This window comes from Streptomyces sp. LMG1-1-1.1, assembly GCF_040815545.1.
Taxonomy (GTDB): domain Bacteria; phylum Actinomycetota; class Actinomycetes; order Streptomycetales; family Streptomycetaceae; genus Streptomyces.
Genome location: NZ_JBFPNH010000051.1, coordinates 14,926 through 39,563 on the forward strand (window position 1 = coordinate 14,926; position 24,638 = coordinate 39,563).

Annotated in this window: 20 protein-coding genes; 15 read left to right on the forward strand and 5 right to left on the reverse strand. The window is 73.6% G+C overall.

Annotated features, from left to right (window positions below):
• Window positions 1-146 precede the first annotated feature (146 nt).
• From MRBLMG1_RS27540 to MRBLMG1_RS27585, 10 genes are all read left to right on the forward strand, one after another.
• Complete coding sequence (locus MRBLMG1_RS27540; protein ID WP_367826826.1) at window positions 147-1,022, forward strand: branched-chain amino acid ABC transporter permease; 876 nt, start codon at window positions 147-149, stop codon at window positions 1,020-1,022.
• Window positions 983-2,221, forward strand: a complete 1,239-nt coding sequence (locus tag MRBLMG1_RS27545) for an ABC transporter substrate-binding protein (protein ID WP_367826827.1) — start codon at window positions 983-985, stop codon at window positions 2,219-2,221. The genes MRBLMG1_RS27540 and MRBLMG1_RS27545 overlap by 40 nt, the downstream gene beginning before the upstream one ends.
• A complete protein-coding gene (locus MRBLMG1_RS27550) occupies window positions 2,218-4,212 on the forward strand; it encodes an ABC transporter permease subunit (protein WP_367826828.1) in 1,995 nt (664 codons plus the stop codon). Before MRBLMG1_RS27545 ends, MRBLMG1_RS27550 begins: the two co-directional genes overlap by 4 nt.
• Window positions 4,212-4,895, forward strand: a complete 684-nt coding sequence (locus MRBLMG1_RS27555; protein WP_367826829.1) for an ABC transporter ATP-binding protein — start codon at window positions 4,212-4,214, stop codon at window positions 4,893-4,895. Before MRBLMG1_RS27550 ends, MRBLMG1_RS27555 begins: the two co-directional genes overlap by 1 nt.
• A 29-nt stretch (window positions 4,896-4,924) precedes the next feature.
• Window positions 4,925-6,337: an amidase gene (locus MRBLMG1_RS27560; protein WP_367826830.1), complete on the forward strand. Its 1,413-nt coding sequence runs from the start codon at window positions 4,925-4,927 to the stop codon at window positions 6,335-6,337.
• Between the two features lie 103 nt (window positions 6,338-6,440).
• Complete coding sequence (locus tag MRBLMG1_RS27565) at window positions 6,441-8,063, forward strand: flavin monoamine oxidase family protein (RefSeq protein WP_367826831.1); 1,623 nt, start codon at window positions 6,441-6,443, stop codon at window positions 8,061-8,063.
• A gap of 201 nt (window positions 8,064-8,264) precedes the next feature.
• The gene (locus MRBLMG1_RS27570) at window positions 8,265-9,722 is read left to right on the forward strand and encodes a flavin-containing monooxygenase (protein WP_367826832.1); all 1,458 of its coding nucleotides are present in this window, start codon (window positions 8,265-8,267) and stop codon (window positions 9,720-9,722) included.
• A 192-nt stretch (window positions 9,723-9,914) separates the two neighbouring features.
• Window positions 9,915-12,290, forward strand: coding sequence for a collagenase (locus MRBLMG1_RS27575; RefSeq protein ID WP_367826833.1), 2,376 nt, complete (start codon window positions 9,915-9,917; stop codon window positions 12,288-12,290).
• An 89-nt stretch (window positions 12,291-12,379) separates the two neighbouring features.
• Window positions 12,380-13,339, forward strand: a complete 960-nt coding sequence (locus tag MRBLMG1_RS27580) for a proline racemase family protein (protein WP_367826834.1) — start codon at window positions 12,380-12,382, stop codon at window positions 13,337-13,339.
• The gene (locus tag MRBLMG1_RS27585) at window positions 13,336-14,274 is read left to right on the forward strand and encodes an ornithine cyclodeaminase family protein (protein WP_367826835.1); all 939 of its coding nucleotides are present in this window, start codon (window positions 13,336-13,338) and stop codon (window positions 14,272-14,274) included. Before MRBLMG1_RS27580 ends, MRBLMG1_RS27585 begins: the two co-directional genes overlap by 4 nt.
• A gap of 133 nt (window positions 14,275-14,407) precedes the next feature.
• Here MRBLMG1_RS27585 and MRBLMG1_RS27590 read toward each other — a convergent pair whose 3' ends face one another.
• The 5 genes from MRBLMG1_RS27590 to MRBLMG1_RS27610 are packed head-to-tail and all read right to left on the reverse strand — an operon-like array spanning window position 14,408 to window position 20,139.
• Window positions 14,408-15,430 carry an ABC transporter ATP-binding protein gene (locus MRBLMG1_RS27590; RefSeq protein WP_414721653.1) on the reverse strand — a complete coding sequence of 341 codons (1,023 nt, stop codon included), beginning with the start codon at window positions 15,428-15,430 and terminating at the stop codon, window positions 14,408-14,410.
• The gene (locus MRBLMG1_RS27595) at window positions 15,427-16,461 is read right to left on the reverse strand and encodes an ABC transporter ATP-binding protein (protein ID WP_367826836.1); all 1,035 of its coding nucleotides are present in this window, start codon (window positions 16,459-16,461) and stop codon (window positions 15,427-15,429) included. The genes MRBLMG1_RS27590 and MRBLMG1_RS27595 overlap by 4 nt, the downstream gene beginning before the upstream one ends.
• Window positions 16,461-17,447 carry an ABC transporter permease gene (locus tag MRBLMG1_RS27600; protein WP_367826837.1) on the reverse strand — a complete coding sequence of 329 codons (987 nt, stop codon included), beginning with the start codon at window positions 17,445-17,447 and terminating at the stop codon, window positions 16,461-16,463. The genes MRBLMG1_RS27595 and MRBLMG1_RS27600 overlap by 1 nt, the downstream gene beginning before the upstream one ends.
• The gene (locus MRBLMG1_RS27605; RefSeq protein WP_367826838.1) at window positions 17,444-18,379 is read right to left on the reverse strand and encodes an ABC transporter permease; all 936 of its coding nucleotides are present in this window, start codon (window positions 18,377-18,379) and stop codon (window positions 17,444-17,446) included. Before MRBLMG1_RS27605 ends, MRBLMG1_RS27600 begins: the two co-directional genes overlap by 4 nt.
• 14 nt (window positions 18,380-18,393) lie before the next feature.
• Window positions 18,394-20,139: an ABC transporter substrate-binding protein gene (locus tag MRBLMG1_RS27610; RefSeq protein WP_367826839.1), complete on the reverse strand. Its 1,746-nt coding sequence runs from the start codon at window positions 20,137-20,139 to the stop codon at window positions 18,394-18,396.
• Window positions 20,140-20,346: 207 nt separating this feature from the next.
• On the opposite strand from MRBLMG1_RS27610, the gene MRBLMG1_RS27615 reads away from it, so the two are divergent.
• The 5 genes from MRBLMG1_RS27615 to MRBLMG1_RS27635 form a co-directional block, all read left to right on the forward strand.
• Window positions 20,347-21,516 carry an NAD(P)/FAD-dependent oxidoreductase gene (locus MRBLMG1_RS27615; RefSeq protein ID WP_367826840.1) on the forward strand — a complete coding sequence of 390 codons (1,170 nt, stop codon included), beginning with the start codon at window positions 20,347-20,349 and terminating at the stop codon, window positions 21,514-21,516.
• A gap of 32 nt (window positions 21,517-21,548) precedes the next feature.
• Window positions 21,549-21,863, forward strand: coding sequence for a (2Fe-2S)-binding protein (locus MRBLMG1_RS27620; RefSeq protein WP_367826841.1), 315 nt, complete (start codon window positions 21,549-21,551; stop codon window positions 21,861-21,863).
• Window positions 21,844-23,337, forward strand: coding sequence for an FAD-dependent oxidoreductase (locus MRBLMG1_RS27625; protein WP_367826842.1), 1,494 nt, complete (start codon window positions 21,844-21,846; stop codon window positions 23,335-23,337). Before MRBLMG1_RS27620 ends, MRBLMG1_RS27625 begins: the two co-directional genes overlap by 20 nt.
• A gap of 81 nt (window positions 23,338-23,418) precedes the next feature.
• A complete protein-coding gene (locus MRBLMG1_RS27630) occupies window positions 23,419-24,327 on the forward strand; it encodes a dihydrodipicolinate synthase family protein (protein ID WP_367826843.1) in 909 nt (302 codons plus the stop codon).
• Window positions 24,328-24,361: 34 nt separating this feature from the next.
• The coding region (locus tag MRBLMG1_RS27635; protein ID WP_367826844.1) for a proline racemase family protein at window positions 24,362-24,638 on the forward strand (277 nt) is incomplete at its 3' end.

Here is a 24,638-nt window from a genome sequence, read left to right on the forward strand (position 1 = left end):
CCTGCCCGCACGGTCCGCGCCCCTCGCGCCGTGCGGTCCACGCGCTGCGAGCACAGGACTCTGCGCTGCCGGACCAGTGCCCGTCGCGGGATTGCCAGATGCTCGCAGAGTCCCCGCTGCACCCGGAAGCACAGAGGCGGTAACAGATGGATGTACTTCTGGCCATCGTTGGCCAGTTCGGCCTCTATGGCCTGCTGACGGTCGGCATCGCGGTGATCTTCGCGGCCACCCGGGTGGTGAACCTCGCCCAGGGGGACCTCGCCATGGCCGGCGCGTACGTCGCCGCGACCGCGACCACCGCGCCCTTCGGTGTCCGTACGCTGCTCGCCCTCGCGGCCGGCGTGCCGCTGCTCCTGGTCGTCGAGCGGCTGCTGCTGCGGCGCCCCGGCTCCGATGGTCTGGCCGCCATGCTGGTCACCTGGGGACTGGGCATGGCCCTGCGGCAGGGTGCGGAACTCCTCTTCACCGGCACCTCGCGTACCGTCGCCGTACCCGTGGACGGCACGCTGGACGTCCTCGGCACCCCGTACCCGGCCTACCGTCTCGTCTGCGCGCTGACCGCCGTCGCCGTCATCGGCGTGGTCCTGGTCGCCGCCCACCGCACCGACTGGGGCCTGCGGCTGCGCGCCGTGGCCGACAACCCGCCGATGGCGGCGCTGCTGGGCACCGACCCGCGCCGCATGCGCGCCACCGCCTTCACCGTCGGCGGCCTGCTCGCGGTCCTCGCCGGGGCCCTCTACAGCCCCGTCCTCGCCGTCAACCCCAGCATGGGCTTCGGCCTGCTCGTCCCCGTCTTCTTCGGCCTGCTGCTCAGCCGCCCCGGCGCGCTGGCCACCGCCGCCGGCGCGGCCCTGCTGATCTCCGCCCTGTCGGTCCTGCTGCGCACGTGGCTGTCCGACACCCTCGCCGAAGCCCTCTTCTACGCCGTCGTCGTCGCGATCGCCGCCCTGCGCTCGCGCCCCTGGATCGGAAGGTTCTCCGCATGGTTCCGTCGTACCCCCGCGCCCGCGAGCGCCGCGTGACGCCCGCACCCCGCACCACCGCGCTGGCGGTGGCGGGCACCCTCGCCCTCGCGCTCACCGGGTGTCAGGGCGCGGCCCTCTCCGACGACGACGCCCCGGCCACCGGCGGGCCCGTGCGGATCGGCGTGATCGTCCCGCTGACCGGACCGGTCTCCCAGGTGGGCACCGCCCTGCGCAACGGTCTCGAACTGGCCGTCAAGAAGGTCAACGCCGACGGCGGAGTACACGGCCGCCCCGTGGAGTACGTCGTGGTCGACGACGCCGGGGACCCGGCCAACTCCACCCAGCTCGCCCGCCGCCTGGTCCGCCAGGACAAGGTGACGATGCTGTTCGGCACCATCACGGGCGACACCGCCGAGGCGGTCGGCCGGGTGGCCGACGAGGCGCACGTGCCCTTCGGCACCGCCATCCTCGGAGACACCGAGCACTGCTTCGCCTACCAGTGGGGCTTCGGCGAGTCCACCCGGCAGATGCTGACCCCCACCGTCCCCGGACTCGTCGCGGAGTACGGCACCAAGGTCGCCCTCGTCGGCTCCGACTACAACTACCCGCACTACTACGCCAGTGTCGCCAAGGAACTGGTGAAGAAGGCGGGCGGCACCGTCGTCGCGGAGGAGTACAGCCCGCTCGGCCAGACCGACTGGCAGCCGGTCATCGGCCGGCTCAAGTCCGCCGCCCCCGACACGGTGCTCTCCATGGTCGTCGGCGCCGACGCGGTCACCTTCGGCAAGCAGGGGCAGCAGTTCGGCCTCCTCACGCCGGAGCTCGGCTTCGAGGGCGCCTCCCTGGACGCCGACTTCCAGCCCGCGCTCGCGGACCTCGTCGCCGGCCGCACCCACACGGTCCGCTGGAGCGACCGCCTGGACGACGCCGAGAGCCGCGGCTTCGCGCAGGACTACCGGACCGCCCACCAGTGGAAGGCCCCGATACCCGAGGTGGCCGGCAACGCCTACTTCGGCGTCAAGTTCTTCCTCGCCGCCGCGGAGAAGGCCGGCTCGAACGACCCCGTGGCCGTGAACAAGGCGATCAGCGGACTGTCCTTGGACAGCCCCCTGGGCAAGGGCACGCGCTTCGACGCCGGCAACCACGTCCTCCAGGCCGACATGAGCGAGGTCACCATCGGCCGCGACGGCGCCTACACGGTCACCAGGACCCACCCGATGGTCGTCGACACGACCCCGAAGAAGGGCTGCGCGTGACCGCGCCCGCGGCGTCGGGCTCGCCCACCGCCTCCACGCCTGCCTCCACGCCTGCCTCCACCTCCGCCGGATCCGCCGAGGCCAGCGCCTCCACCCCCGTCGTCCCGATCCAAGGAACCCGAGGAACCCGAGGCGCCCGCCGCGTCGCGCGCCTCGCGCTGCCCGCCCTCACCGGGGCTGCCCTGCTCGCCGCCCCCTTCGGCCTCGACGCCTTCGCCGTCGCCACCCTCACCCTCGGCCTGAGTTACGGCCTGTTCGCCTACGGCCTTGACCTGAGCTGGGGGAGGGCCGGACTGCTGAGCGTCGGCCACGCCGCGTTCTTCGGTCTCGGGGCGTACGCCGTCGCCCTCGGCCAGGAGCACGACCTTCCCTGGATCCTGGCGGTGGCGGCCGCCGTCGCCGCCGCCACGGCGCTCGCCGTGCCGGTCGTCCGCATCGGTCTGGCCGCCCCGGTGCCCGACGCGCCGCTGATCCTCCTGACCATCGGCGTCGGGCTCCTCCTCCAGCGCGCCGCCACCACCCTGGCCCCCGTCACCGGCGGGACCAACGGGCTCTCCGTGTCCGGGCCCGACGTGGTGACGTCGTACTACGTCACTCTCGGCGCCGTCGCGGCCGTGGTGGCGGTCTGCGGAGCGCTGCTCGTCCGCGGCCGGTTCGGCGCCCGTCTGCTGGCCGCCGCCAGGAACCCCGAGCGGGCCGCCCAGAGCGGGGTCGACGGAACCAGGGTGCGCACCACGGCCTTCGCGGCGAGTGCGGCCGTCGCCGCGCTGGCCGGGGCGCTGTACGCGCCGGTGGCGGGCCTGGTGTCGCCGCAGGTGTTCGGCCTCGGCCTGTCGACGTCCGTACTCGTCTGGCTGGCGCTCGGCGGGCGCGAGTCCACGGTGGGGCCGTTCGTGGGAGCCGTCGCCGTCACCGTCGGCCAGCAGTACCTGGGGTCCGCCTGGCAGGGCTGGTACCTCCTCGGGCTCGCCGCCCTCTTCCTGCTGGTCGTCCAGGTGGCACCGGCCGGCCTGACCGCCGCACCGCGCCGATGGCTGGCCGGGCCCGGGCCGGCCGTCCGCCTGCCGGCCACGAATCGCCGGGCCCTGGCCTTCCGCACCGCGGCCCGCCGCACCGAGGGCCGCGAGAGCCCGGAAGCGTCGAACAGGCCGAACACGCCCACCACGCCGAACACGCCCACCACGCCGAAGGCACCCACCACGCCGAAGGCACCCATTACACCGAACCTGCCGAACGCACCCACCACACCGAACCCCCCGCAGGACACCCCGGACACCCCGGTGCCGCCCGGTGACAGCGTGCCGCTCGCCGTCACCGGCGTCCGGAAGTCCTTCGGTCCCGTCGAGGTGCTCGCCGGAGTGGACCTGACGGTCGAGGCGGGCCGGTGCGTGTGCCTGATCGGACCGAACGGCGCGGGGAAGAGCACCTTCCTGAACGTCGTCGCGGGACAACTCGCTCCGGACGCCGGCACCCTGCGGCTGTTCGGGACGGACGCGGCCGGGCTTCCGGTGCACCGGCGGGTGGGGCTGGGCGTGGGGCGGATGTTCCAGATCCCCAGTGTGATCGCCGAACTCTCCCCGGCGGACAACCTCCGCCTCGCCGGGATCGAGGCACCGGAGCCGACCGGGCCGCCCGCCGGGTTCGGGGACCTCGCCGACGACGAACTCCGGCCGGCCGGCACCCTTCCGCTCGCCGACCGCCGGCGGCTGGAACTGGCGATGGTCCTGGCCGCCGCGCCCCGGCTGCTCCTCCTCGACGAACCCGCCGCCGGACTGGGACCCGACGACGCACGCCGCCTCACCCGCGAACTCCGCGAGGTGAACCGCCGTACCGGCTGCGCGCTGCTCGTGGTCGAGCACGACATGGACATCGTGCGGGAACTCGCCGACGAGGTCGTGGTCCTCGCCGACGGCCGGGTGCTGGCCCGGGGCCCGCTCGACGCGGTGGCCGCCGACCCGGCGGTCCGCGCCGCCTACCTGGGAGCGACCTGATGCTCGAACTGACCGACCTCGCCGGCGGATACGGGCAGGCGGCCGTGGTCAGGCCGACCGGCCTGACCGTGCACGGCGGTGAGATCACCGCGCTGATCGGCCGCAACGGCGCCGGGAAGACGACCCTGCTGCGGACCGTCTTCGGCCTCGCGGACCGGCACGGCGGCCGGGTGACCCTCGACGGACGCGACGTACCCCCGGGCCGCCCCGAACTGCTCGCCCGGGCCGGCGCCACGCTGATGCCCGAGGACCGGGGGGTGTTCCCCGCGCTCACCGTCGCCGAGAACCTGCGCCTCGCCCGCCGCCGTGACACCGCCCCGGCCGTCGACCCGTACACCGTCTTCCCGCTGCTCACCGACCGCGCCGGGCAGCAGGCCGGCACGCTCTCCGGCGGGCAGAAGCAGCAACTGGGCATCGCCCGGGCGATGCTGGCGGGCCGGACCCTGATCGCCGTCGACGAACTGACCCAGGGGCTCCAGCCCTCGGTGGTCGCCGACGTCCTGGAGGCCCTCGGCGTGATCGCCGCCGCCGGCACGGCCGTCCTCCTCGTCGACCAGCACGCCGGAACGCTCCTCGCGCACAGCCGGCACGTCGTGGTGATGGAGGCCGGGCGGGTCGTCCTCGACGCGCCGAACGGGCCCGGTCTGCGCGACCGCCTCGACGACATCCTCGCGGTCCGCTGACCGCCCCACCCCGCTTGGAGCCGCCTTCCATGGACCCGTTCGCCTCAGCCACCGACCTCGCGGCGGCCGTTCGCCGGCGCGACCTCAGCCCCGTCGAGATCGCCGAGACCTACCTCCGCAGGATCAAGGAGTACGACGGGGAGCTCGCCGCCTTCACCTGGCTCGACGAGGACGCCGTCCTCGCCGCCGCCCGCCGGGCCGAGCAGGCCGTCACCGACGGCCTTCCGCTCCCGCCGTTCCACGGAGTCCCCGTCCCCGTCAAGGAGTTGACGCAGGTCGAGGGGCAGCCCGCCACGTACGGCTCGTACGGGGTCGACGACCGGCCCCGTACGCTCACCGAGCCCGTCGTGCGCCGGTTCCTCGACGCCGGGTTCCTCCTCATGGGGCGGACCAACTCGCCCGAGATGGGCCTGCTGTCGACCACCGACAACAGCCGCTTCGGCAGCACCCGCAACCCCTGGGACCACGCGTACTCCGCCGGCGGTTCCAGCGGTGGTGCCGCCGCGGCCGTCGCCGCCGGCCTCGCACCCGTCGCCCACGCCAACGACGGAGGCGGCTCGATCCGGATGCCGTCCTCCGCCTGCGGCCTGCTGGGCCTCAAGCCCAGCCGGGGCCGGGTGCCGCAGCAGGTGCCGGGTTGGGAGCACGCCACCGTCGAGGGCGCCGTCACCCGCACCACCCGGGACGCCGCCGCGCTGCTCGACGCGCTGTCCGTGCCCGACCGGCTCGCCATGTACCAGGCACCCGCGCCCGACCGGCCCTACCTCGACGAGGTCGGCCGCGACGGCGGGCGCCTCCGGATCGGACTGCTCACCGAGGCGCCCACCGGGCTCCCCGTCGATCCGCAGTGCGTCGCCGCGGCCGAGCACACCGCCCGGCTGCTCGTCGCCCTCGGCCACCACGTCGCCCCCGCCGCCCCGCGCTTCTTCAGCGAGGAGGCGATCACCGGGTACGCGCAGACCGTCCTGGACGCCGCCCTGTGGGCCGCCCCGTACCAGTGGCCGGAACGCGCCGAGCCGCACCTGCGGTTCCGGATGGACCGGGCCGCGCGCCGGCACTCGGGCGAGTACACCCGGGCCGCGCACCTGCTGGCCGAGGAGGCCAGGGCGGTCCGCGCCCAGTGGGGGCAGGAGTTCGACCTGCTCCTCACCCCCACCATGGCCTGCCTGCCGCCGCCGGTGGACGCGCTCCTCGACGAGGCCAACGCGGACCCCGGCGGCCCGCGCACCACCGAGACGCGGATGATCTCCTTCACCTCGATCTGCAACATCACCGGGCAGCCCGCCGTCAGCCTGCCGACCTTCACCTCGGCTGAGGGCCTCCCCGTCGGCAGCCAGCTCATCGCCGGCCCATGGGACGAGGCCGCCCTCATCCGGGTGGCCGCCGAGCTGGAGCTCCTCGACGGCTGGCCGCACCGCCGCCCCGCGCGCCACCCCGGCTGATCCCCGAGCCCGCGCGGGCCCCTCCCGTCGGCGGTGGCGCCGCGCCACCGCCGCTCCCGGTTCCCCTCCCCAGGGAACCGGCCCCCCTTGGAAGGAGCCGTACATGGCACGTACCGCACCGGCCCGCATGCTGCGCCGGATCGTCGCCGAACACTCCACCGACATCGCCGCCACCGCCGACCGGGCCGCCGGAGGGCCCTCCCGCCGCACCGTCCTGGGCGGCCTCGCCGCGGGCGTGGGCGTGGCCGCCACCGCGGCCGTGGGCGCGGCGGGCACCGCCCGCGCCGACACGGCACCCCAGCCGGTCATCGCGATCGTCGGCGCCGGCATCGCCGGTCTGAACACGGCCCTGCGGCTGGCCGACCACGGTGTGGCCTCCGCCGTCTACGAGGCCGACACCCGCGTCGGCGGCCGGATGTACTCCCAACCGGCCGGTGCCTACTGGGGCGACGGTCAGAGCTCCGAGTGGGGCGGCGAGATGATCGACACCGGTCACGCCCGCATGCAGGCCCTCGCCGCCCGTTTCGGGCTGCCCCTCGACGACCTGCGTGCCGCCGAGCCCGCCGGTACCACCGAGGTCTACCGCTTCGGCGGCGCGTACTACACCTACGCCCAGGCGAGCGCCGACTTCAAGAAGCTGAAGCCGGTGCTCCAGCAGGACCTCGCCACCTTCGACTGGCCCGTCGCCTGGAACGCCGCCAACAGCCCCGGCGCCGTGGCCCTGTCGAACATGTCGATCCACGACTGGATCGCCACCCGTGTCCCGGGCGGCCACGGCTCGCCGTTCGGGCAGCTCCTCGACGTCGCCTACACCACCGAGTTCGGCATGGACACCCACGCCTCGTCGGCGCTCGGCATCATCGGCGTGCTCGCCTACCAGGCGACCCCGAACAGCTTCGCGCTGTTCGGGGAGAGCGACACCCGCTACCGCGTCCGCGGCGGCAACCAGCGCCTCCCGCAGGCCATCGCCGCGGCCCTGCCGCCGGGGACGGTACGCCACGGGTGGCGGCTCCAGTCGGTGGCGGCGGCGGCGGGCGGCCGGCAGCTGCTCACGTTCACCGCCGCCGGCTGTACGCGGACGGTGCTCGCCGACCACACCGTGCTGGCCCTTCCGGCCGGCGTGCTCCAGCGGCTGAACCTGTCGGCCGCCGGATTCGACAGCCTCAAGCTGGCCGGTCTCGCCGCGATGCGGATGGGGCAGAACTGCAAGCTCTCCCTGCAGTTCGACACCCGCCACTGGAACGCCTCAGGACCGTGGGGGACCGCCACCGGCAGCACGATGAGCGACACCGGATACCAGACGTCCTGGGACTCCAGCAGGGCCCAGCCCGGCGGCAAGGGCATCCTCACGGTCTACGCGGGCGGATCCCACGCGGCGGACTTCACCCCGTCCGCCCCCTTCCGTACGGCGGCCGACCCCCAGATCGCCGGATACGCCCTCGCGGCGCTCGCCCAGCTCGAACCGGTCTTCCCGGGCCTGACCGCCCACTGGACCGGCAAGGCCACGCTCGCCGCCTGGCCGCTCAACCCGAACGCGTACGGTTCGTACGCCGGCATGCCCACCGGGTACGCCCACCAGTACGGCGGCTACGAGGGGGTCCGCCAGGGCAACACCCACTTCGCGGGCGAGCACACCTCCGAGATGGCCCAGGGCTACATGGAGGGCGGCGCCGAATCCGGTCAGCGCGCGGCCGACGAGATCCTCACCGACCTCGGCGTGCTGTAGCCCCCACCTCGACAGCTCCCGACCTGACAGACCGCACCCGGACGGCTCGCACCCCGCCCCGTACGGGTGAGCCGGCCCGGCGGAGGACTCCGCCGGGCCGGCCCCGGCCCCGACCGCCCGGGCGGCCGACCGCCCGACCGGCCGGGTGCCGGCCTGGGGCAGAATGCCCACCGGAACGACCGGCGGCGGAGGAGTACGGAGATGGCGGAGCGGCACGTCGACGTGCTGATCGTCGGCGCGGGGCTGTCCGGCATCAGCGTCGGCTGCCACCTGCTCGCCGGGAACCCGGGCGTCACGTTCGCGATCCTGGAGCGGCGCGCCGGGGTGGGCGGCACCTGGGACCTGTTCCGCTATCCCGGCGTGCGCTCGGACTCGGACATGTACACCTTCGGCTACCGCTTCCGTCCCTGGCGCGACACCAAGGTCCTCGCCCGGGGTGAGGACATCCGCCGCTACCTCCGGACGACCGCCGACGCGTACGGCGTGTCCGACCGCGTCCGCTTCGGCCGGAGGGCCGTCCGGGCGGACTGGTCGAGCGAGCGGGGGCGCTGGACCGTCGAGGCGGTGGACGAGGCCACCGGCGAGACCGAGGTCCACACCGCCCGCTTCCTCGTCGGCGCCACCGGCTACTACGACTACGACGCGGGGCACCGCCCGGAGTTCCCGGGGGAGGAGCGCTTCGGCGGGACGTTCGTACACCCGCAGCACTGGCCCGAGGACCTCGACCACACGGGCAAGCGGGTCGTCGTCGTCGGCAGCGGTGCCACGGCCGTCACCCTGGTCCCCGCGATGGCCGCGGGGGCCGCGCACGTCACGATGCTCCAGCGCTCGCCCACCTACCTGCTGACGCTCCCGGCGGACGACGCCTTCTCGCGGTTCCTGCGCGGGCTGAGGGTCCCTGCCGGGCTGGTCCACCGCTTCGGGCGCGCCCGCAACATCGCCTTGCAGCGCGCCATGTACGTGCTGTGCCGGAAGGCTCCCCGCCTCATGCGGCGGGTGCTGCTGCGCGCGGTACGGGCGCAGCTCGGCGACCGCGTCGACATGCGCCACTTCACCCCGGCGTACAAGCCGTGGGACCAGCGGCTGTGCGCGGTGCCCGGCGGCGACTTCTTCGCCGCGCTCAGGAGCGGCCGCGCGTCCGTGGTCACCGACCACGTCGAGACGTTCACCGAGACGGGTGTGCGGGTCCGGTCGGGGGAGGAGATCCCGGCCGACATCGTGGTGACGGCCACCGGTCTGCGGATGCGGCTGGCCGGGGGCATGGAGCTGGCCGTCGACGGGAGGCCCGTCGTGCTGCGCGACCGGCTGCTCTACAAGGGCGTGATGGTCGACGGCGTGCCCAATCTGGCGATGGTCATCGGCTACACCAACGCGTCCTGGACGCTGAAGGCCGACCTGGCCGCCGGTTACGTCAGCCGGCTGGTCGCGCACCTGGACCGGCGCGGTCTCACGAGCGTCACGCCCGTCGCCGCCGAGGCCGACCGTTCCGCGGTGTCCCTCATGGGCGAGGCGCTGTCCTCCGGTTACATCGCGCGCGGCGACGCGGTCATGCCGCGTCAGGGCACCCGGGACCCGTGGCGGATCCGGAACGACTACTACCACGACCGCCGGGTCCTGCGGCGGGCACCGATCGAGGACCCCGTACTCCGGTTCCGGTGACCGTTTGGTCCCGATGAGGGGGTAAGTGCGCGGCCGGCCGGTGAAGTGATGCCGCCCGAGGGGTTGTCAGTGCAATTTCACATTACTATGTTACACCGCACACGGCTCGATGAACGTCTGTCATACGCCGTGCGAACCGGGCCAGTTCGCGTACCTCATCCCCGCCAACCCCCCTCAACAGCAGGAGTTCTGTTGTCCCTCCACAGACGTGTGCGCTCGTCCCTGCTCGCCTCCGCCATCGCGGTGACCCTCCTGGCCTCCGCCGGCCAGTCCGCCGTCTCGGCGGCGGACACCGAGGACCGGTCCGCCCCGACGACCCCCGTCGCCGGCCCCGCGGCACCGCAGACCGCCGCCGTGACCAACCCCTTCGACGAGGTCGAGCACCGCGCCACCGCCACCGCCAAGACCTTCGGACCCGCCCCCGCCCCGGGCGGCCTCGCCGTCGGCCGCGTCTCCGGCAAGGCCAAGGCCGTCGACAAGGCCAAGGCCTCGTCCGGCACCGCCGTCCGGAGCCTCGCCGCGGCCGCCGACACCACCGCGGCCGGCGTGCCCTGCACCCTCGACGGCATCACCGGCCTCACCGCCGACCAGTTCGCCGCCTTCCTCGCCGACCCGGCGGTCACCACCGACTGCGTCAACACCCTGATCTGGACCTGGGACGCCCGGCTCGTCCCCGTCATGTCCGACGCCCACGTCCAGGCCGTCGCCCGCCGCATATCGAGCCTGGCCCCGTCCCACGACGGCAACAACTCCTCCCACCTGGAGGGGATGTTCACCTACCTGCACGCCGTCGCCTACCACGACTACTCCCGCGGCGAGATCGACACCACCGACGCGCCCACCGTGGACGCGATACGGCAGGCGGTCGCCGACTTCGGCGCCGCCCCGCGCACCTTCGACGTGACGAAGAGCAACGCGAACACCCTGCGCGAGGCGCTGTACGCCGCCAGCGCGCCCGGCCTGCGCCAGCACCAGCTCGGCCTGATCAAGCGGGTCCTCGCCACCATGGACCCGGCGCACACCGCCACCCACCTCGACCCCGCCTGGGCCGGTGCCGCGCTCGCCGCGCTCTCCGTCAACTACCTCGGCGTCTACTCCGGCAACCAGGACACCGCCTTCCAGGCGGCCGCCGCCGCCGACCCGGCGTACCGCGCGCTCTTCAAGGCCTTCGCCGGCTACGGGCACCTGAAGGGGACCGCCAACGACTGGGTCGCCCGCGACGCCCTCGGCGAGTACGGCCGCTTCGGCGAGATCGCGGCCCTCAAGACGCAGATCGTCGCCGACCTCGGCCCCCTGCTCGACCAGACCGTGACCACCTTCGGCCGCGGCAGCCAGCAGTGGGCGAAGGTCGTCTCGTGGCTCAACTACTACGGCGCCTGCAAGCCGTACGGCGTGTGCAAGGAGGACATCGAGAAGCAGCTCTTCCCGTACACGTACACCTACGACAAGGGCGCCATCAAGGTCCGCACGGCGCTCGACCGGGCCACCGTCGACCAGCTCTACTACGCGAGCAAGCAGGTCAAGGCGCAGTACCACCGCGTCATCGGCACCGACCAGCCGCTCGCCGGCGACCCCAACACCACCCTGAACATCGTCCTGTACGCCTCCCGCGCCGACTACGAGAACTACCACCCGATCCTCACCGGGTACGGCACCAACAACGGCGGCATCTACATCGAGAACGGCGCCACCTTCTACACCTACCAGCGCCGCGTCCCCCAGGACTCCAGCCTCACCCTGGAAGAGCTCTTCCGACACGAGTACGTCCACTACCTCAACGGCCGCTTCGCCGTCCCCGGCTTCTTCGGACAGGGCCCCTGGTACCAGGGCGACCGCACCACCGCCATGGACGAGGGCACCGCCGAGTTCTTCGACGGCGCCACCCGCGACAACGGCATCGCCGTCCGCAAGTCGCTCGTCCGCGGCGTCATCAACGACACCGCCGGCGGCGGCCCGCGGATGAGCGTGCGCCAGCTCCTCCACGCCACCTACGACGGCGACGGCTTCCGCTTCTACAACTACGCGGGCACCTTCTTCGAGTTCCTGTGGACCGAACGCCCCTCGCTGCTCCGCGAGATGTACACGAACCTGCGGAACAACGACGTCAGCGGCTACGACGCGTGGCGCGAGCGGCAGAGCGCCGACGCCGGCCTCCAGCAGGCCTACGACCGGTTCCTCGACGCGCAGATCGCCAAGGTCGACACCCTGTACGTGCCGAACACCACCTACACGGCCAACGGGTACCTGCGCGACACGGACGTCTCCGCCGTCCGGACCGCCTTCGCCAACGCCACCCAGAACACCCCCGACTGCTTCGAGGCGGGCGAGTACGGCAAGCGCCGCTTCGTCTGCACCGGACGCATCACCGCCAACCTGTCGGACGCCGGCAGCGCCGACAAGGTCTTCAAGGACATGTCCGAGACCGTCGACTACTTCATCCTCGACCGCGCGGGCGCCGCTTCCAACAACCTCGCCGACATGAACTGCTCCTTCGGACCCGTCGACATCTGGTCCAGCCGGGTCGCGGGCACGTCGAGCTTCGCCTGCGAGGGCCCCCTGCGCAGCTGACCGGCCCACCGTCCGGGCCGGCCACTCCACGGGGGGAGTGGCCGGCCCGGCACCCGTTTCCCCCGCACATCCCTTCCCGGAGGCAGTACGTGAGCACCACCCCGCGATCGGTCCGCACCACCGACTACCACACCGCAGGCGAACCCTTCAGGATCGTCGACGAGGACCTCCCCCCGATCCCCGGCGACACCGTCGCCGAGCGCCGCGCCCTCGCGCTGCGACTCGGACCGCTCGACGAGCTGCGCCGGCTCCTCGTCCAGGAGCCGCGCGGCCACTCCGGCATGTACGGCGGCTTCATCGTTCCGCCCGACGACGACGGCGCCCACTTCGGCGTGCTGTTCTGGCACAAGGACGGCTACTCCACCGCCTGCGGCCACGGCACCATGGCGCTCGGCGCCTGGGCCGTCGACACCGGACGCGTCCCCGCGCCGGACGACGGCGACGTCCCCGTCCGCATCGACGTCCCCTCCGGCCGCGTCACCGCGACCGTCCACCGCGCCGGCGGCCGCACCACCGGCGTCACCTTCCGCAACGTCCCGACGCGCGTCCTCGCGCGCAAGGTGGCGGTGACCACCACGTTCGGCACGGTCGAGGTCGACCTCGCCGACTCAGGCGCCTGCTACGTCTCCGTCCCCGCGCGCGCCCTCGGCCTCGACACCACCAAGGCCGCCCTGCCCGAACTCGTCCGGGCCGGACGGGAGATCCGCGCCGCTCTCCCGGAGCACGACGTGTACGGCGTCATCCTCCACGACGACCTCCCCGACACCCCCGAGGGACCGCGCCAGCGCAACGTCACCGTCTTCGCCGACGGCCAGATCGACCGCTCGCCCTGCGGATCCGGCACCTCCGCCCGGCTCGCCCTGCTCGGCGAGGACGGCCGCCTCGACGGCGGAGCCACCCTCACCCACGAGTCCGTGGCCGACACCGTCTTCACCGGCCGACTGCTGCCCGGCGGCGTCACCGAGGTCACCGGAGCCACCCACCTCACCGGCCGCCACACCTTCGTCCTCGACGCCCACGACGACCTGGGGACGGGATTCCTCCTGTGACCGAGCCGCTCCACATCGACGCCGCCGCCATGACCCGCGCCCTCACCCCGGCGGCGGCGGCCCGCGTCCTCGCCGACGTCCTGCTCGCCGGCTTCGACCCCGAGACCGCCCCGCCCAGGACCTCCGTGCACGTACCGGCCGGCGAACTCCTCCTCATGCCGGCGGCGTTCGGCCCGCTCGCCGGAGTGAAGATCGCCGGTGTGGCCCCCGGCAACCCGGCCCTCGGCCTGCCCCGCATCACCGGCTCCTACCTGCTGCTCGACGGCGCGAACCTCCAGCCCCTCGCCCTCCTCGACGGAGCGGCCCTCACCGAACTGCGCACCCCGGCCGTCTCCGCCCTCGCCGTCCACCACCTGGCGCCGGAGGACCGCCCCCTGCGCCTGGTGCTCTTCGGCACCGGGCCCCAGGCCTACGGCCACTTGGAGGCCGTCCTCGCCGTCCGCCGGATCGCCGAGGCGATCGTCGTCGGGCGCGACCCCGTCGCCGCGCGTGCCCTCGCCGGGTACGCGCGGACGCTCGGCGCCCCCGCCCGTACCGGCACGCCCGAGGACGTGGCCGAGGCGGACCTCGTCGTCTGCTGCACCACGGCCCGCGAACCCCTCTTCGACGGCACCCGGGTGGCCCCCGGCGCCACCGTCGTCGCGGTCGGCTCGCACGAGCCGGACGCCCGGGAGACCGACACCGCCCTCGTCACCCGCGCCGACGTGTACGTGGAGGCGCGCGCCGCCGCGCTCCGTGAGGCCGGGGACCTGCTCGTCCCGGTGGCCGAGGGGGCGATCGGCCCGGACCACATCAGGGGCACCCTCGCCGACCTGGTGCGCGGTCGCCGCGCCCCGATGACGGAACGCCCGGTGTTCTTCAAGAGCGTCGGCATGGCCTGGGAGGACCTCGCCGTCGCCGGCGCCCTCCATCAGGCGCTCCGCGCGGCCTCCTGACCGGACCGCACACCTCACGCCTCACGCCGCACGCCTCGCGCCTCCACGCCTCACATCTCACGTCTCATCCCTCACCCCTCATCGCGAACGCCCCGGCCCCGCACGCGCGGGACCGGGGCGTTTCGGCGGGGCCTCAGCCCGCCTCGGGGAAGTGGCAGGCGACCTGACGGGCCTCGCCCGGGGCGGCGATCCGCAGCAGCGGTGCCTCCGTACGACAGATCTCCCGGGCCTTGGGGCAGCGCGGGTGGAAGGTGCAGCCCGGCGGGGGAGCGGCCGGGCTCGGCGGATCACCGAGCAGGGTGATCCGCTCCCGGGCCCGCTCGGCCGCCGGATCGGGCAGCGGCACGGCGGACAGCAGCGCCCGCGTGTACGGGTGGGCGGGAGCCGCGTACACCCGCTCCTTCACGCCGATCTCCACGATCCGGCCGAGGTACATCACGGCGACCCGGTCGCAGACCCGCTTCACGACCGAGAGGTCGTGGGCGATGAACAGGTACGCGAGGCCGAGCTCGCGCTGGAGCCGCTCCATCAGGTTGACGATCTGCGCCTGCACGGAGACGTCCAGGGCCGACACGGGCTCGTCGGCGACGACCAGCCGGGGGCCGGTGGCGAGCGCGCGGGCGATGCCGATGCGCTGGGCCTGGCCGCCCGAGAACTCGTGCGGGAAGCGGTCGGCGTGCTCCGGGATCAACCCCACGAGCTCCATCAGCTCCCGCGCCCGCTTGCGGGCGTCCGCCGCCGAACCGCCCTGCACCAGCAGCGGATCGGCGATGATGCGGGCCACCGACTGCCGCGGGTTGAGCGAGGAGTGCGGATCCTGGAAGACCATCTGCATCTCGCGCCGCAGGGGCTTCAGGGCCCGCTGCGAGAGATGGGTGACGTCCTGGCCCGCGTAGGTGACGGAACCCGAGGTCGGCTCCAGGAGCCGCACGATCATGCGGCCGGTGGTCGACTTGCCGCAGCCGGACTCGCCGACCAGGCCCAGGGTCTCGCCCTCGGCCAGGTCGAAGCCGACGCCGTCGACGGCCCGGACCGGTGCGGAACGGCGGCGCCCCGGAAAGGACATGGCCAGATCGCGCACCCGCAGCAGCGGCGGCGCGGCGGTGCCGTCGGGCGCGGGCGCCGGATGCGGCAGTGCCGCGTGGGCGGTGGTCATGAGTCGACCCCTTCGTACGGGGAGGGCGCGGCTGCCCGCGCCGGGAACGACGGGAAGTGGCAGGCGGCGGCGTGTCCTTCGGGCCCGCCGAGCCGGGGGCGCTCGCTCGCGCAGCGCTCCCGCTCCTCCTCGGTGCCGGCGGCAGCCCGCGCGCAGCGCGCGGCGAAGGCGCAGCCGGGCGCCGGGTCGAGGAGCGACGGCGGGCTGCCGGGGATCGCCCGCAGCGGTACGTCGTCGGGGTCGTCGAGCCGGGGCAGCGAGTCGAGCAGGCCGCGCGTGTACGGGTGCGCGGGCTCGGCGAACAGCGTGTCCACCGGGGCCTGTTCCGCAGCCCGGCCGCCGTACATCACGAGCACCTCGTGGGCGACCCGGGCCACCACGCCCAGGTCGTGGGTGATCATCACGACGGAGAGCCGCCGTTCCCGCTGGAGCCGGGCCAGCAGGTCGAGGATCTGGGCCTGCACGGTGACGTCGAGCGCGGTGGTCGGCTCGTCGGCGATGAGCAGGTCCGGTTCGCAGACCAGCGCCATCGCGATCATCACCCGCTGGCGCATGCCACCGGAGAACTGGTGCGGATACTCCCCCGCCCGGCGCTTCGGCTCGGGGATGCCGACCTCGGCGAGCGCCTCGACGGCGCGGGCGCGGGCGGTGGCCCGCCGCGAGCCGAAGTGCACCCGGTGGTGCTCGGCGACCTGCTCGCCGACCGTGTAGTACGGGTGGAGGCTGGACAGCGGGTCCTGGAAGATCATCGCCATCCGCCGGCCGCGCAGCCGGTTGAACTCGCGGTCCGGCAGACCCACGAGTTCGCGGCCGTCGAGCGCGACGGAGCCGGACACCTCGGCGCCGGTGTGCAGGCCCATGACGGCCAGCGAGGTCACGGACTTGCCGGAGCCGGACTCGCCGACGATGCCGAGGGTGCGCCCGTGCGGCACGTCGAAGGAGAGGGAGTCCACGGCCCGGACGGGACCGCGCGGGGTCGCGAAGGTGACCGTGAGGTCGCGGACCCGCAGGAGGGGTTCGGGTGCGGTCATCAGTACCTCACTCGTGGGTCGACGACGGCGTACAGCAGGTCGACGGCCAGGTTGGCGACGACGATGAAGGTGGCGGCGAGCAGCGTCACCCCGAGGATGACGGGCTGGTCGCCGGTGCTGAGGGCGCCGTAGAAGAGGCGCCCGATGCCGGGGAGCCCGAAGAGGGACTCGGTGATGACGGCTCCCGCGAGGAGCCCGCCGAGATCCATGCCGAAGAGGGTGAGGACCGGGGTCATGCCGGCCCGCAGCCCGTGCTTGACGACGACGGTGCGGCGCGGCAGGCCCTTGGCGCGGGCGGTCCTGATGTACGGCTCGGCCATGGACTCGATCATCGAACCGCGGCTCTGCCGTGCGTACATGGCCGCGTAGAGCACGGCCAGTGCCAGCCAGGGCAGCAGCAGGTTGGCGGCCCAGGACAGCGGGTCGGTGGTGAAGGCGACGTACTGCGGGTAGGGCAGCAGTCCGGTGAGCCGGATGAATCCGTAGATGAGCAGCACCGAGGTGAAGTACACGGGCAGGGAGGCGGCGGCGACCGCGCCGACCATCAGTGCCCGGTCGGTGAGGGTGTCCTTGCGCAGCGCCGCCGTGACGCCGGCGGAGAGGCCGAGGACCAGCCACAGTGCGGCGGCGCCGACGGCGAGCGAGGCGGAGACCGGCAGCCGGTCGACGAGGAGGTCCCAGACGCCCTCGCTGTTCTCGTAGGAGTAGCCGAGGCAGGGGAAGTCGCAGCGCAGGGCGTACTGGCCGCTGCCCATGGTGCGGCCGGTGAAGATGCCGGTGACGAAGTCGCCGAACTGGCGCCACAGGGGGGCGTCGAGGCCCATGTGGGCGCGGATCGCCTCCAGGCGTTCGTCGCTGCACGCCTTGCCGCAGGCCGCGGCGGCCGGGTCGGAGGGCAGCACGTAGAAGATGACGAAGGTGACGGCGGCGATGGCGAGGAGGACGCCGATCACCCCGAGCAGCCGGCGGCCGAGGTAGAGGATCACGAACGGCCCCCTCGCGGGTCGAGGACGTCGCGCAGGGCGTCGCCGAGGAGGGTGAACGCGAGCACGGTGAGGAAGAGGCAGACACTGGGGACGAGGAAGTACATCGGGTCCGTGTCGTAGTAGGCGACGCTCTCCGCGATCATCTGGCCCCAGGACGGGGTCGGCGGGCGGACCCCGACGCCGAGGTAGCTGAGGGCGGCCTCGGTGGCGATCATGCCGGGGATCATCAGCGTGGTGTACGCGATGACGGGTCCGGCCACGCCCGGGAGGATGTCGCGGGCGAGGATCCGCCAGGGTCCGGAGCCGCCGACGCGGGCGGCGTCGACGTACTCGCGGTGCTTGAGCGAGAGGGTCTGGCCCCGCACGACCCGGGCGACGCCGGGCCAGCCGAAGAGGCCGATGACCAGGATCATCAGGAGCGTCCGGTTGACGTCCCGGGCCACCGACATCATCGCGATCATGAAGATGAGGGACGGGAAGGACATCGTGAGGTCCATCAGCCGGGACAGCACCGTGTCGGTGCGGCCCCCGAAGTAGCCGGCGGCGACCCCGGCGGCGACGCCCGCGACCACGACGATCGCGGTGGCGGCGAAGGCGATCAGGAGCGACACCCGGGCGCCGTGCACGACGCGGGCGAACAGGTCGCGTCCGGTGATGGGTTCGACCCCGAGCCAGTGCTCGGCGGAGACCCCGCCGAGCGGCCCGATGGGCAGTCCGCCGAGGTAGGGGTCGACGGCCGCCTTGTCGAACTCCTCGGGGCCCCAGCCGCCGAGCGCGCTGATCAGCGGCGCGGCGACGGTCATCAGGGCGAAGAACGCGACGACGGCTAGGGAGACCTTCAGCGAGGTGCGGCGGCGCAGTTCCGCGCGGACCGCCCGCCAGGCCCCGCTGCCCCCGGACACCGGAGGGGAGGAGGTGGTGGTGAGTGTCATGGGAGGGGCGTCCTTCAGTTCGCGCTCTTCGACGGGTCCTTGAGTCCGACGGTCGCGTAGTCGAGCTGGCCGCTCCAGGAGGTGTGCCCGAAGGCTCCGGCGACGTTGGTGCCGATGAGGAGCGTGCGGCGCTTCGAGGCGCCGGGGGCGACCGGGGCCTTGGCGAGGATCTGCCCGTCGAGGTCCTGCCACGCCTTGTTGGCCTGGGCGCCGTCGGACAGGGCGGCGATCTCGTCCATCCGCTTCATGGTGGCGTCGTCCTTGAAGAGGGAGTGGTTGCCCGAGTTGCCCTTCACCTTGATGAACCGTCCGTCGAAGACGAAGGGGAGGAAGGTGGAACCGGAGGGGTAGTCGGGGCACCAGCCGGTGTAGACGAGGTCCGTACGGCTCTTGGTGTCGCCGATGGTGTCGTAGAAGGCCGACGGGTCGACGGTCTCGATCGTCACCTTGATGCCGGCCCGGCCCAGGGACTCCTGGATGGCCTCGCCGATGCGCTTGTCGTTCATGGAGACGGTGAGGCGGGTGGAGAAGCCGCCGGCCTTCCCGGCCTCCTTGAGGAGCTGCTTGGCCTTCTCGGCGTCGCCGGAGAGCGGGATCTTCAGCGTGTCGGGCTGCTTGCCTCGGGCGAAGAGGGCGCCGGGCATGGCGGCGGTGGAGGCGTCGACGACGGCCGGCCCGCCGGCCGCGGTGACGATCGCCTCCCGGTCGAGGGCGTACTGCACGGCCTGGCGGACCTTCAGGTCGTCGAAGGGGGCGCGGCCGGTGTGCATCTGGACCATCTCGGTGCAGCTGCTGGACTCGGCGAGCAGCCGGGCCTTCACATCGGCCTTGGTGAGCACCTTGGAGATGGACTCGGGGCGGAGCTGGGCCCAGGAGACGGCGGAGGCGTCGGTGCCGGAGGAGGCGATGAGCCGGTCGTCGATCTGGTTGCCCTTGAGGCCCATGGTGACGACGATCCGGTCGGGGTACGCCTTGCGGACGGAGTCGGTCTTCGGGTCCCAGTGGGTGTTGCGGACCAGGACGAGCTGCTTGTCGCGGGCGTAGCTATCGACCTTGTACGGGCCCGAGGAGAACGGGCGGCTGTCGTACTGGGGGCCCTTGTCCTGGGCAGGCGGCACGGGGGCGAAGGTCGGGAGGGTGGCGGCGAAGGGGAACTCGGCGAAGGGCGTGTGGAGTTCGAAGACGATCGTGCGGTCGTCCGGGGTCTTCACCGAGTCGAGGTGCCTGCCTTCGGCCGGGCCCCGGTACTCCTTGCCGCCGACGAGGTAGCGGGCCGCGTAGTCGGGGCCGCCGGGCAGGTCGGGGGAGAAGGACCGCTCGACGTTGTGCTTGACGTCCCGGGAGGTGATCGGGGTGCCGTCCTCGTACTTCAGGCCGGGCTTGAGGCGGAAGGTCCAGGTCTTGGCGCCGTTGGAGGGGGTGCCGAGGTCCTCGGCGAGGTCGGGGACCAGCTCGCTGCCCTTGGCGCCGGGCTTCGCCGAGTAGGTGACGAGCGTGCGGTAGAGGAGCCGGGTGCCGAAGTCCATGTCGGGCATGACCCAGTTGCGGGCCGGGTCGAGGTGGCTGAAGTCCTGGTTGGACAGGACGGTGAGGGTGCCGCCCTTCTGCGGGGTGCCGCCGAGGACCGAGCCGTTGGTGGAGGTGGCGGGGTTCCTGCGGTCCCGGGAGCCGTCGGACTTCTCGCCGTCGGCACAGCCGGTCGCGCCGAGGGCCAGGGTCGTCACCAGGGCGGTGGCCAAGGTGCACGTGCGCTTGTTCATGGGTGGTCACTCCGGGAGCAGCGGGTCGGGCAGCCGGCGACGGCTGGAATGTGACCGGTAACATAGTAATGTGAAATTGCACTGACAAGGTGTCGGGCGCTCCGTTACCCATCCGTGTCCGGCGGATGCTCGAGGGTCCTCGGAAACGGCTGCGATGCTCCGCCGTGAGGGCTTGGCAACTCTAGTGCCATGTGAAATATTACTGCCGTGCCCACGAGAAAACCCTCGGATGTCATCGTCGTCGGCGCCGGCGTCGTCGGCGCGGCCTGCGCCTACTACGCCGCCCTCGCCGGCCTCTCCGTCACCGTCGTCGACCGCGGTCCCGTCGCCGGCGGGACGACCGGAGCGGGCGAGGGAAACCTCCTGGTCTCCGACAAGGAACCAGGACCGGAACTCGAACTCGCCCTGCTCGCCACCACGTTGTGGCGGGAACTGGCCGACCTGCTCCCGCCGCGGGTCGAGTACGAGGCCAAGGGCGGCCTCGTCGTCGCCTCGGGCGAGTCCGGGATGCGGGCCCTGCGGGACTTCGCGGCCCGTCAGGAGAAGGCGGGCGTCACCGCCCAGGAGGTCCACGGGGACCGGCTCCACGACCTGGAGCCCCACCTCGCTCCTGGACTGGCGGGAGGCTTCCTCTATCCACAGGACGCCCAGGTGATGCCCGCCCACGCCGCCGCCCAGCTCCTGCGCGCCGGCGGCGACCGGATCACGCTGCGGCTGGGGGAGGAGGTCACCGGACTGCTCACCGGCCCCGCCGGCGAGATCCGCGGCGTGCGGACCGCGACCGGCGACCTCCACGCCCCGCACGTGGTCAACGCCGCCGGGACCTGGGGCGGCGCGCTCGCCGAACGCGCGGGCGTACACCTCCCCGTACTGCCTCGCAGGGGCTTCGTCCTCGTCACCGAACCGCTGCCCCGCGTGGTGCGGCACAAGGTGTACGCCGCCGACTACGTGGCGGACGTCGCCAGCGGCTCCGCCGCGCTCCAGACCTCGGCGGTCGTCGAGGGCACCCCCGCGGGACCCGTTCTCATCGGTGCGAGCCGGGAGCGCGTCGGCTTCGACCGGAGCCTCTCCACCGAGGTGCTCCGCCGCCTCGCCGCCGGGGCCACCGCCCTCTTCCCCGTCCTCGGCACCGTACGGGCGATCCGGACCTACCTCGGCTTCCGCCCCTACCTGCCGGACCACCTGCCCGCCATCGGCCCCGACCCGCGCGCCCCCGGACTGCTGCACGCCTGCGGCCACGAGGGCGCCGGAATCGGCCTCGCCCCGGTGACCGGCCTCATCATCGCGGCGTGCCTCACCGGCGGCGAACCACCCCTCGACATCCACCCGTTCCGCCCCGACCGCTTCCCCGCACCCGCGTCCACCCCCGCGCCCTGAGGCACGCGCACCCCGTCACGAGAGGAGGGCCCGTGGCCCGCACCCCCGCCGACCTCGTCGGCGCACAGCCCGATCCGCCGTTCGAGATCACCTTCGACGGCCGGCGCGTCACCGCCCTGCCGGGCCAGACCGTCGCCGCCGCCCTCTGGGGCGCCGGCATCCTCGCCTGGCGCACCACCCGGGACGGCGGCCGACCGCGCGGAGCCTTCTGCGGCATCGGGCAGTGCTACGACTGCCTCGCCACCGTCAACGGCGAACCCAACCGCCGCGCCTGCCTCGTCCCCGCCCGCCCCGGCGACGCGATCACCACCCAGGAAGGACACGGCCATGACCGCCTCGCCGTCTGAACCGGGTGCGCCGCGGACGCGGCACGGGCAGGACGCGACGTACGACCTCGCCGTCGTCGGCGCGGGTTCCGCGGGACTCGCCGGCGCCGTCACCGCCGCCGAGCGCGGACTCTCCGTGGCCCTCCTCGACGCGTCCGCCCAGACCGGCGGACAGTTCTACCGGCACCCGGCGCCCGCCCTCGGCGCGGTACGGCCCGAGGCCCTGCACCACGACTGGTCCGCCTTCGCCGACCTGCGGCGGCGCCTGGCCGGAAGCGGCCTCGCCCACCTGTCGGGGCACCACGTGTGGGCCACGACGAAGGAAGCCGACGGGACGTGGACCGTGCACGCGGTCGCCGGAGCCGACGGCGCCGCGGAGCGACCCGTCTCCGTCCGGGCCCGGACGCTCCTCCTGGCCACCGGTGCGTACGAGCGCCAACTGCCCTTCCCCGGCTGGACCCTGCCCGGCGTCGTGGGCGCCGGGGGAGCGCAGGCCATGCTCAAGTCCGGCCTCGTCCTGCCCGGCCGCCGGGTCGTCGTGGCCGGCAGCGGACCGCTGCTCCTCGCCGTCGCCTCGTCGCTCGCGGCGGCCGGCGCGCGGGTCCCGGCCGTGGTCGAGGCCGCCGGCTATCTGCGGTACGCCCGCAGCCCCCGGGCGCTCGTGACCAACCCCCGGAAGGCGGCCGAAGCCCTGGTACACGGCGCCGCACTGCTCAGACACCGCGTGCGGGTGCTGCCGGGCAGCGCGGTCACCGAGGTGCACGGCACCGACCGGGTGGAGGCCGTCACCGTCAGCCGACTCGACGGCGACTGGCGTCCCGTGCCGGGGACGGCCCGCCGCATCGCCTGCGACGCGCTGGCCGTGGGGCACGGGCTCGTCCCGCAGATCGAACTGGCCACGGCCGTCGGCTGCGCCACCCGGACGCTGCCCGACGGGACCCTGGGCCTCGCCCTCGACGACCTCCAGGAGACCTCGGTGGCCGGCCTGTGGTCGGCGGGTGAGACCGGCGGCGTGGGAGGCGCCGAACTCGCCCGTACGGAGGGGGAACTGGCCGCGCACGCGATCGTCGCCCGGCTGCGGGGCCGGCGGCCGGACGCGGGGCGGGCCGCCGGACTCCGGCGCCGCCGGGACCGGATGCGCGCCTTCGCCGACGTGATGTCCGCGGCCCACGCCCCCGGCCCCGGATGGCCCGCCTGGCTGGACGACGACACGGACGTCTGCCGCTGCGAGGAGGTGCCCGCCGGGCGCGTCCGCGAGGCCGTCGCCGACCTCGGCGCCCGGGACGCCCGGACCGTCAAGCTCCTCACCCGGGCCGGCATGGGCTGGTGCCAGGGGCGGATGTGCGGGACGGCCGTCGCCTGCCTCGCGGCGCCCGACGGCCCGCCCGAACCGCCCGCCGAGCGCCGCCCGTTCGCCGTCCCGGTCCGCCTCTCGACGCTCGCCGCGCTCGAAGGAACGGACGGACCGGACGCGCCGCACGCGGAAGCCCGTTAGACCCCACCCGGGGGAGAGGCCCATCAGGGGCCTCTCTTTCCCCACCTATAAAATGTCACACACTATAGAAAGGTCGTCGACATGACCGCCACCACCTGGAACACCGACCGACCCTGGCGCGGCATCATGGTCGCCACCACCCTCCCCTTCCGCGAGGACCTGTCCGTCGACCACGACGCGTACGCCGAGCACGTGGCCTGGCTGATCGCCAACGGCTGCGACGGGGTCGTCCCCAACGGTTCCCTCGGCGAGTACCAGACGCTCACCGACGAGGAGCGCGCCCAGGTCGTGCGTACCGCCGTCGCGGCGGCCGGGGACGGGGCGCGGGTCATGCCGGGTGTCGCCGCGTACGGCAGTGCCGAGTCCCGTCGCTGGGCCGAGCAGGCCGCCGAGGCCGGCGCCGGATCGGTCCTCCTGCTGCCGCCCAACGCCTACCGGGCCGACGAGCACGCCGTACGCGCCCACTACGCCGAGGTCGCCGCCGCCGGACTGCCCGTCGTCGCCTACAACAACCCCATCGACACCAAGGTCGACCTCACGCCCGCGCTGCTCGCGAGCCTGCACGGCGACGGGAGCATCGTCGCCGTCAAGGAGTTCAGCGGCGACGTCCGCCGCGCCTACGAGATCGCCGAACTCGCCCCGGAGCTCGACCTGCTGATCGGCGCCGACGACGTCCTCCTCGAACTCGCCGTGGCAGGTGCGGTCGGCTGGATCGCCGGCTACCCCAACGCGCTGCCCACCAGCTGCGCCGAGCTGTACCACGCCGCCGTCGCGGGCGACCTGGCCACCGCCGCGCCGCTCTACAAGTCCCTGCACTCCCTGCTGCGCTGGGACTCCAAGACGGAGTTCGTCCAGTCCATCAAGCTCTCCATGGACATCGTCGGCCGCCAGGGCGGTCCGACCCGCCCGCCGCGCCACCCGCTCGCCGGGGCGATCGAGGCCGCCGTGCGCACCGCCACCGAGAAGGCCGTCGCCGACGGCCACCGCTGACGGCCACCCCCGCCCTTCCACCGAAAGGAGATCCGTGCGTACGCGTCATGTCTTCCACGCCGTCGATTCGCACACCGAGGGCATGCCCACCCGGGTGATCACCGGGGGTGTCGGGGTGATTCCCGGGGCCACCATGGCCGAGCGCAGGGCGCATTTCCTCGCGCACATGGACCACCTGCGGACCCTGCTGATGTACGAGCCGCGCGGGCACGCGGCGATGAGCGGGGCGATCCTGCAGCCGCCGACCCGGCCCGACGCCGACTACGGCGTCCTGTACATCGAGGTGTCGGGACTGCTGCCGATGTGCGGCC

Excerpts from the sequence above, each read along its gene's own strand:
- MRBLMG1_RS27540 (WP_367826826.1), top strand. The coding sequence starts at position 147 with ATGGATGTACTTCTGGCCATCGTTGGCCAGTTCGGCCTCTATGGCCTG.
- MRBLMG1_RS27545 (WP_367826827.1), top strand. The coding sequence starts at position 983 with ATGGTTCCGTCGTACCCCCGCGCCCGCGAGCGCCGCGTGACGCCCGCA.
- MRBLMG1_RS27555 (WP_367826829.1), top strand. The coding sequence starts at position 4,212 with ATGCTCGAACTGACCGACCTCGCCGGCGGATACGGGCAGGCGGCCGTG.
- MRBLMG1_RS27560 (WP_367826830.1), top strand. The coding sequence starts at position 4,925 with ATGGACCCGTTCGCCTCAGCCACCGACCTCGCGGCGGCCGTTCGCCGG.
- MRBLMG1_RS27565 (WP_367826831.1), top strand. The coding sequence starts at position 6,441 with ATGGCACGTACCGCACCGGCCCGCATGCTGCGCCGGATCGTCGCCGAA.
- MRBLMG1_RS27570 (WP_367826832.1), top strand. The coding sequence starts at position 8,265 with ATGGCGGAGCGGCACGTCGACGTGCTGATCGTCGGCGCGGGGCTGTCC.
- MRBLMG1_RS27590 (WP_414721653.1), bottom strand. The coding sequence starts at position 15,430 with ATGACCACCGCCCACGCGGCACTGCCGCATCCGGCGCCCGCGCCCGAC.
- MRBLMG1_RS27595 (WP_367826836.1), bottom strand. The coding sequence starts at position 16,461 with ATGACCGCACCCGAACCCCTCCTGCGGGTCCGCGACCTCACGGTCACC.
- MRBLMG1_RS27605 (WP_367826838.1), bottom strand. The coding sequence starts at position 18,379 with ATGACACTCACCACCACCTCCTCCCCTCCGGTGTCCGGGGGCAGCGGG.
- MRBLMG1_RS27610 (WP_367826839.1), bottom strand. The coding sequence starts at position 20,139 with ATGAACAAGCGCACGTGCACCTTGGCCACCGCCCTGGTGACGACCCTG.
- MRBLMG1_RS27625 (WP_367826842.1), top strand. The coding sequence starts at position 21,844 with ATGACCGCCTCGCCGTCTGAACCGGGTGCGCCGCGGACGCGGCACGGG.
- MRBLMG1_RS27630 (WP_367826843.1), top strand. The coding sequence starts at position 23,419 with ATGACCGCCACCACCTGGAACACCGACCGACCCTGGCGCGGCATCATG.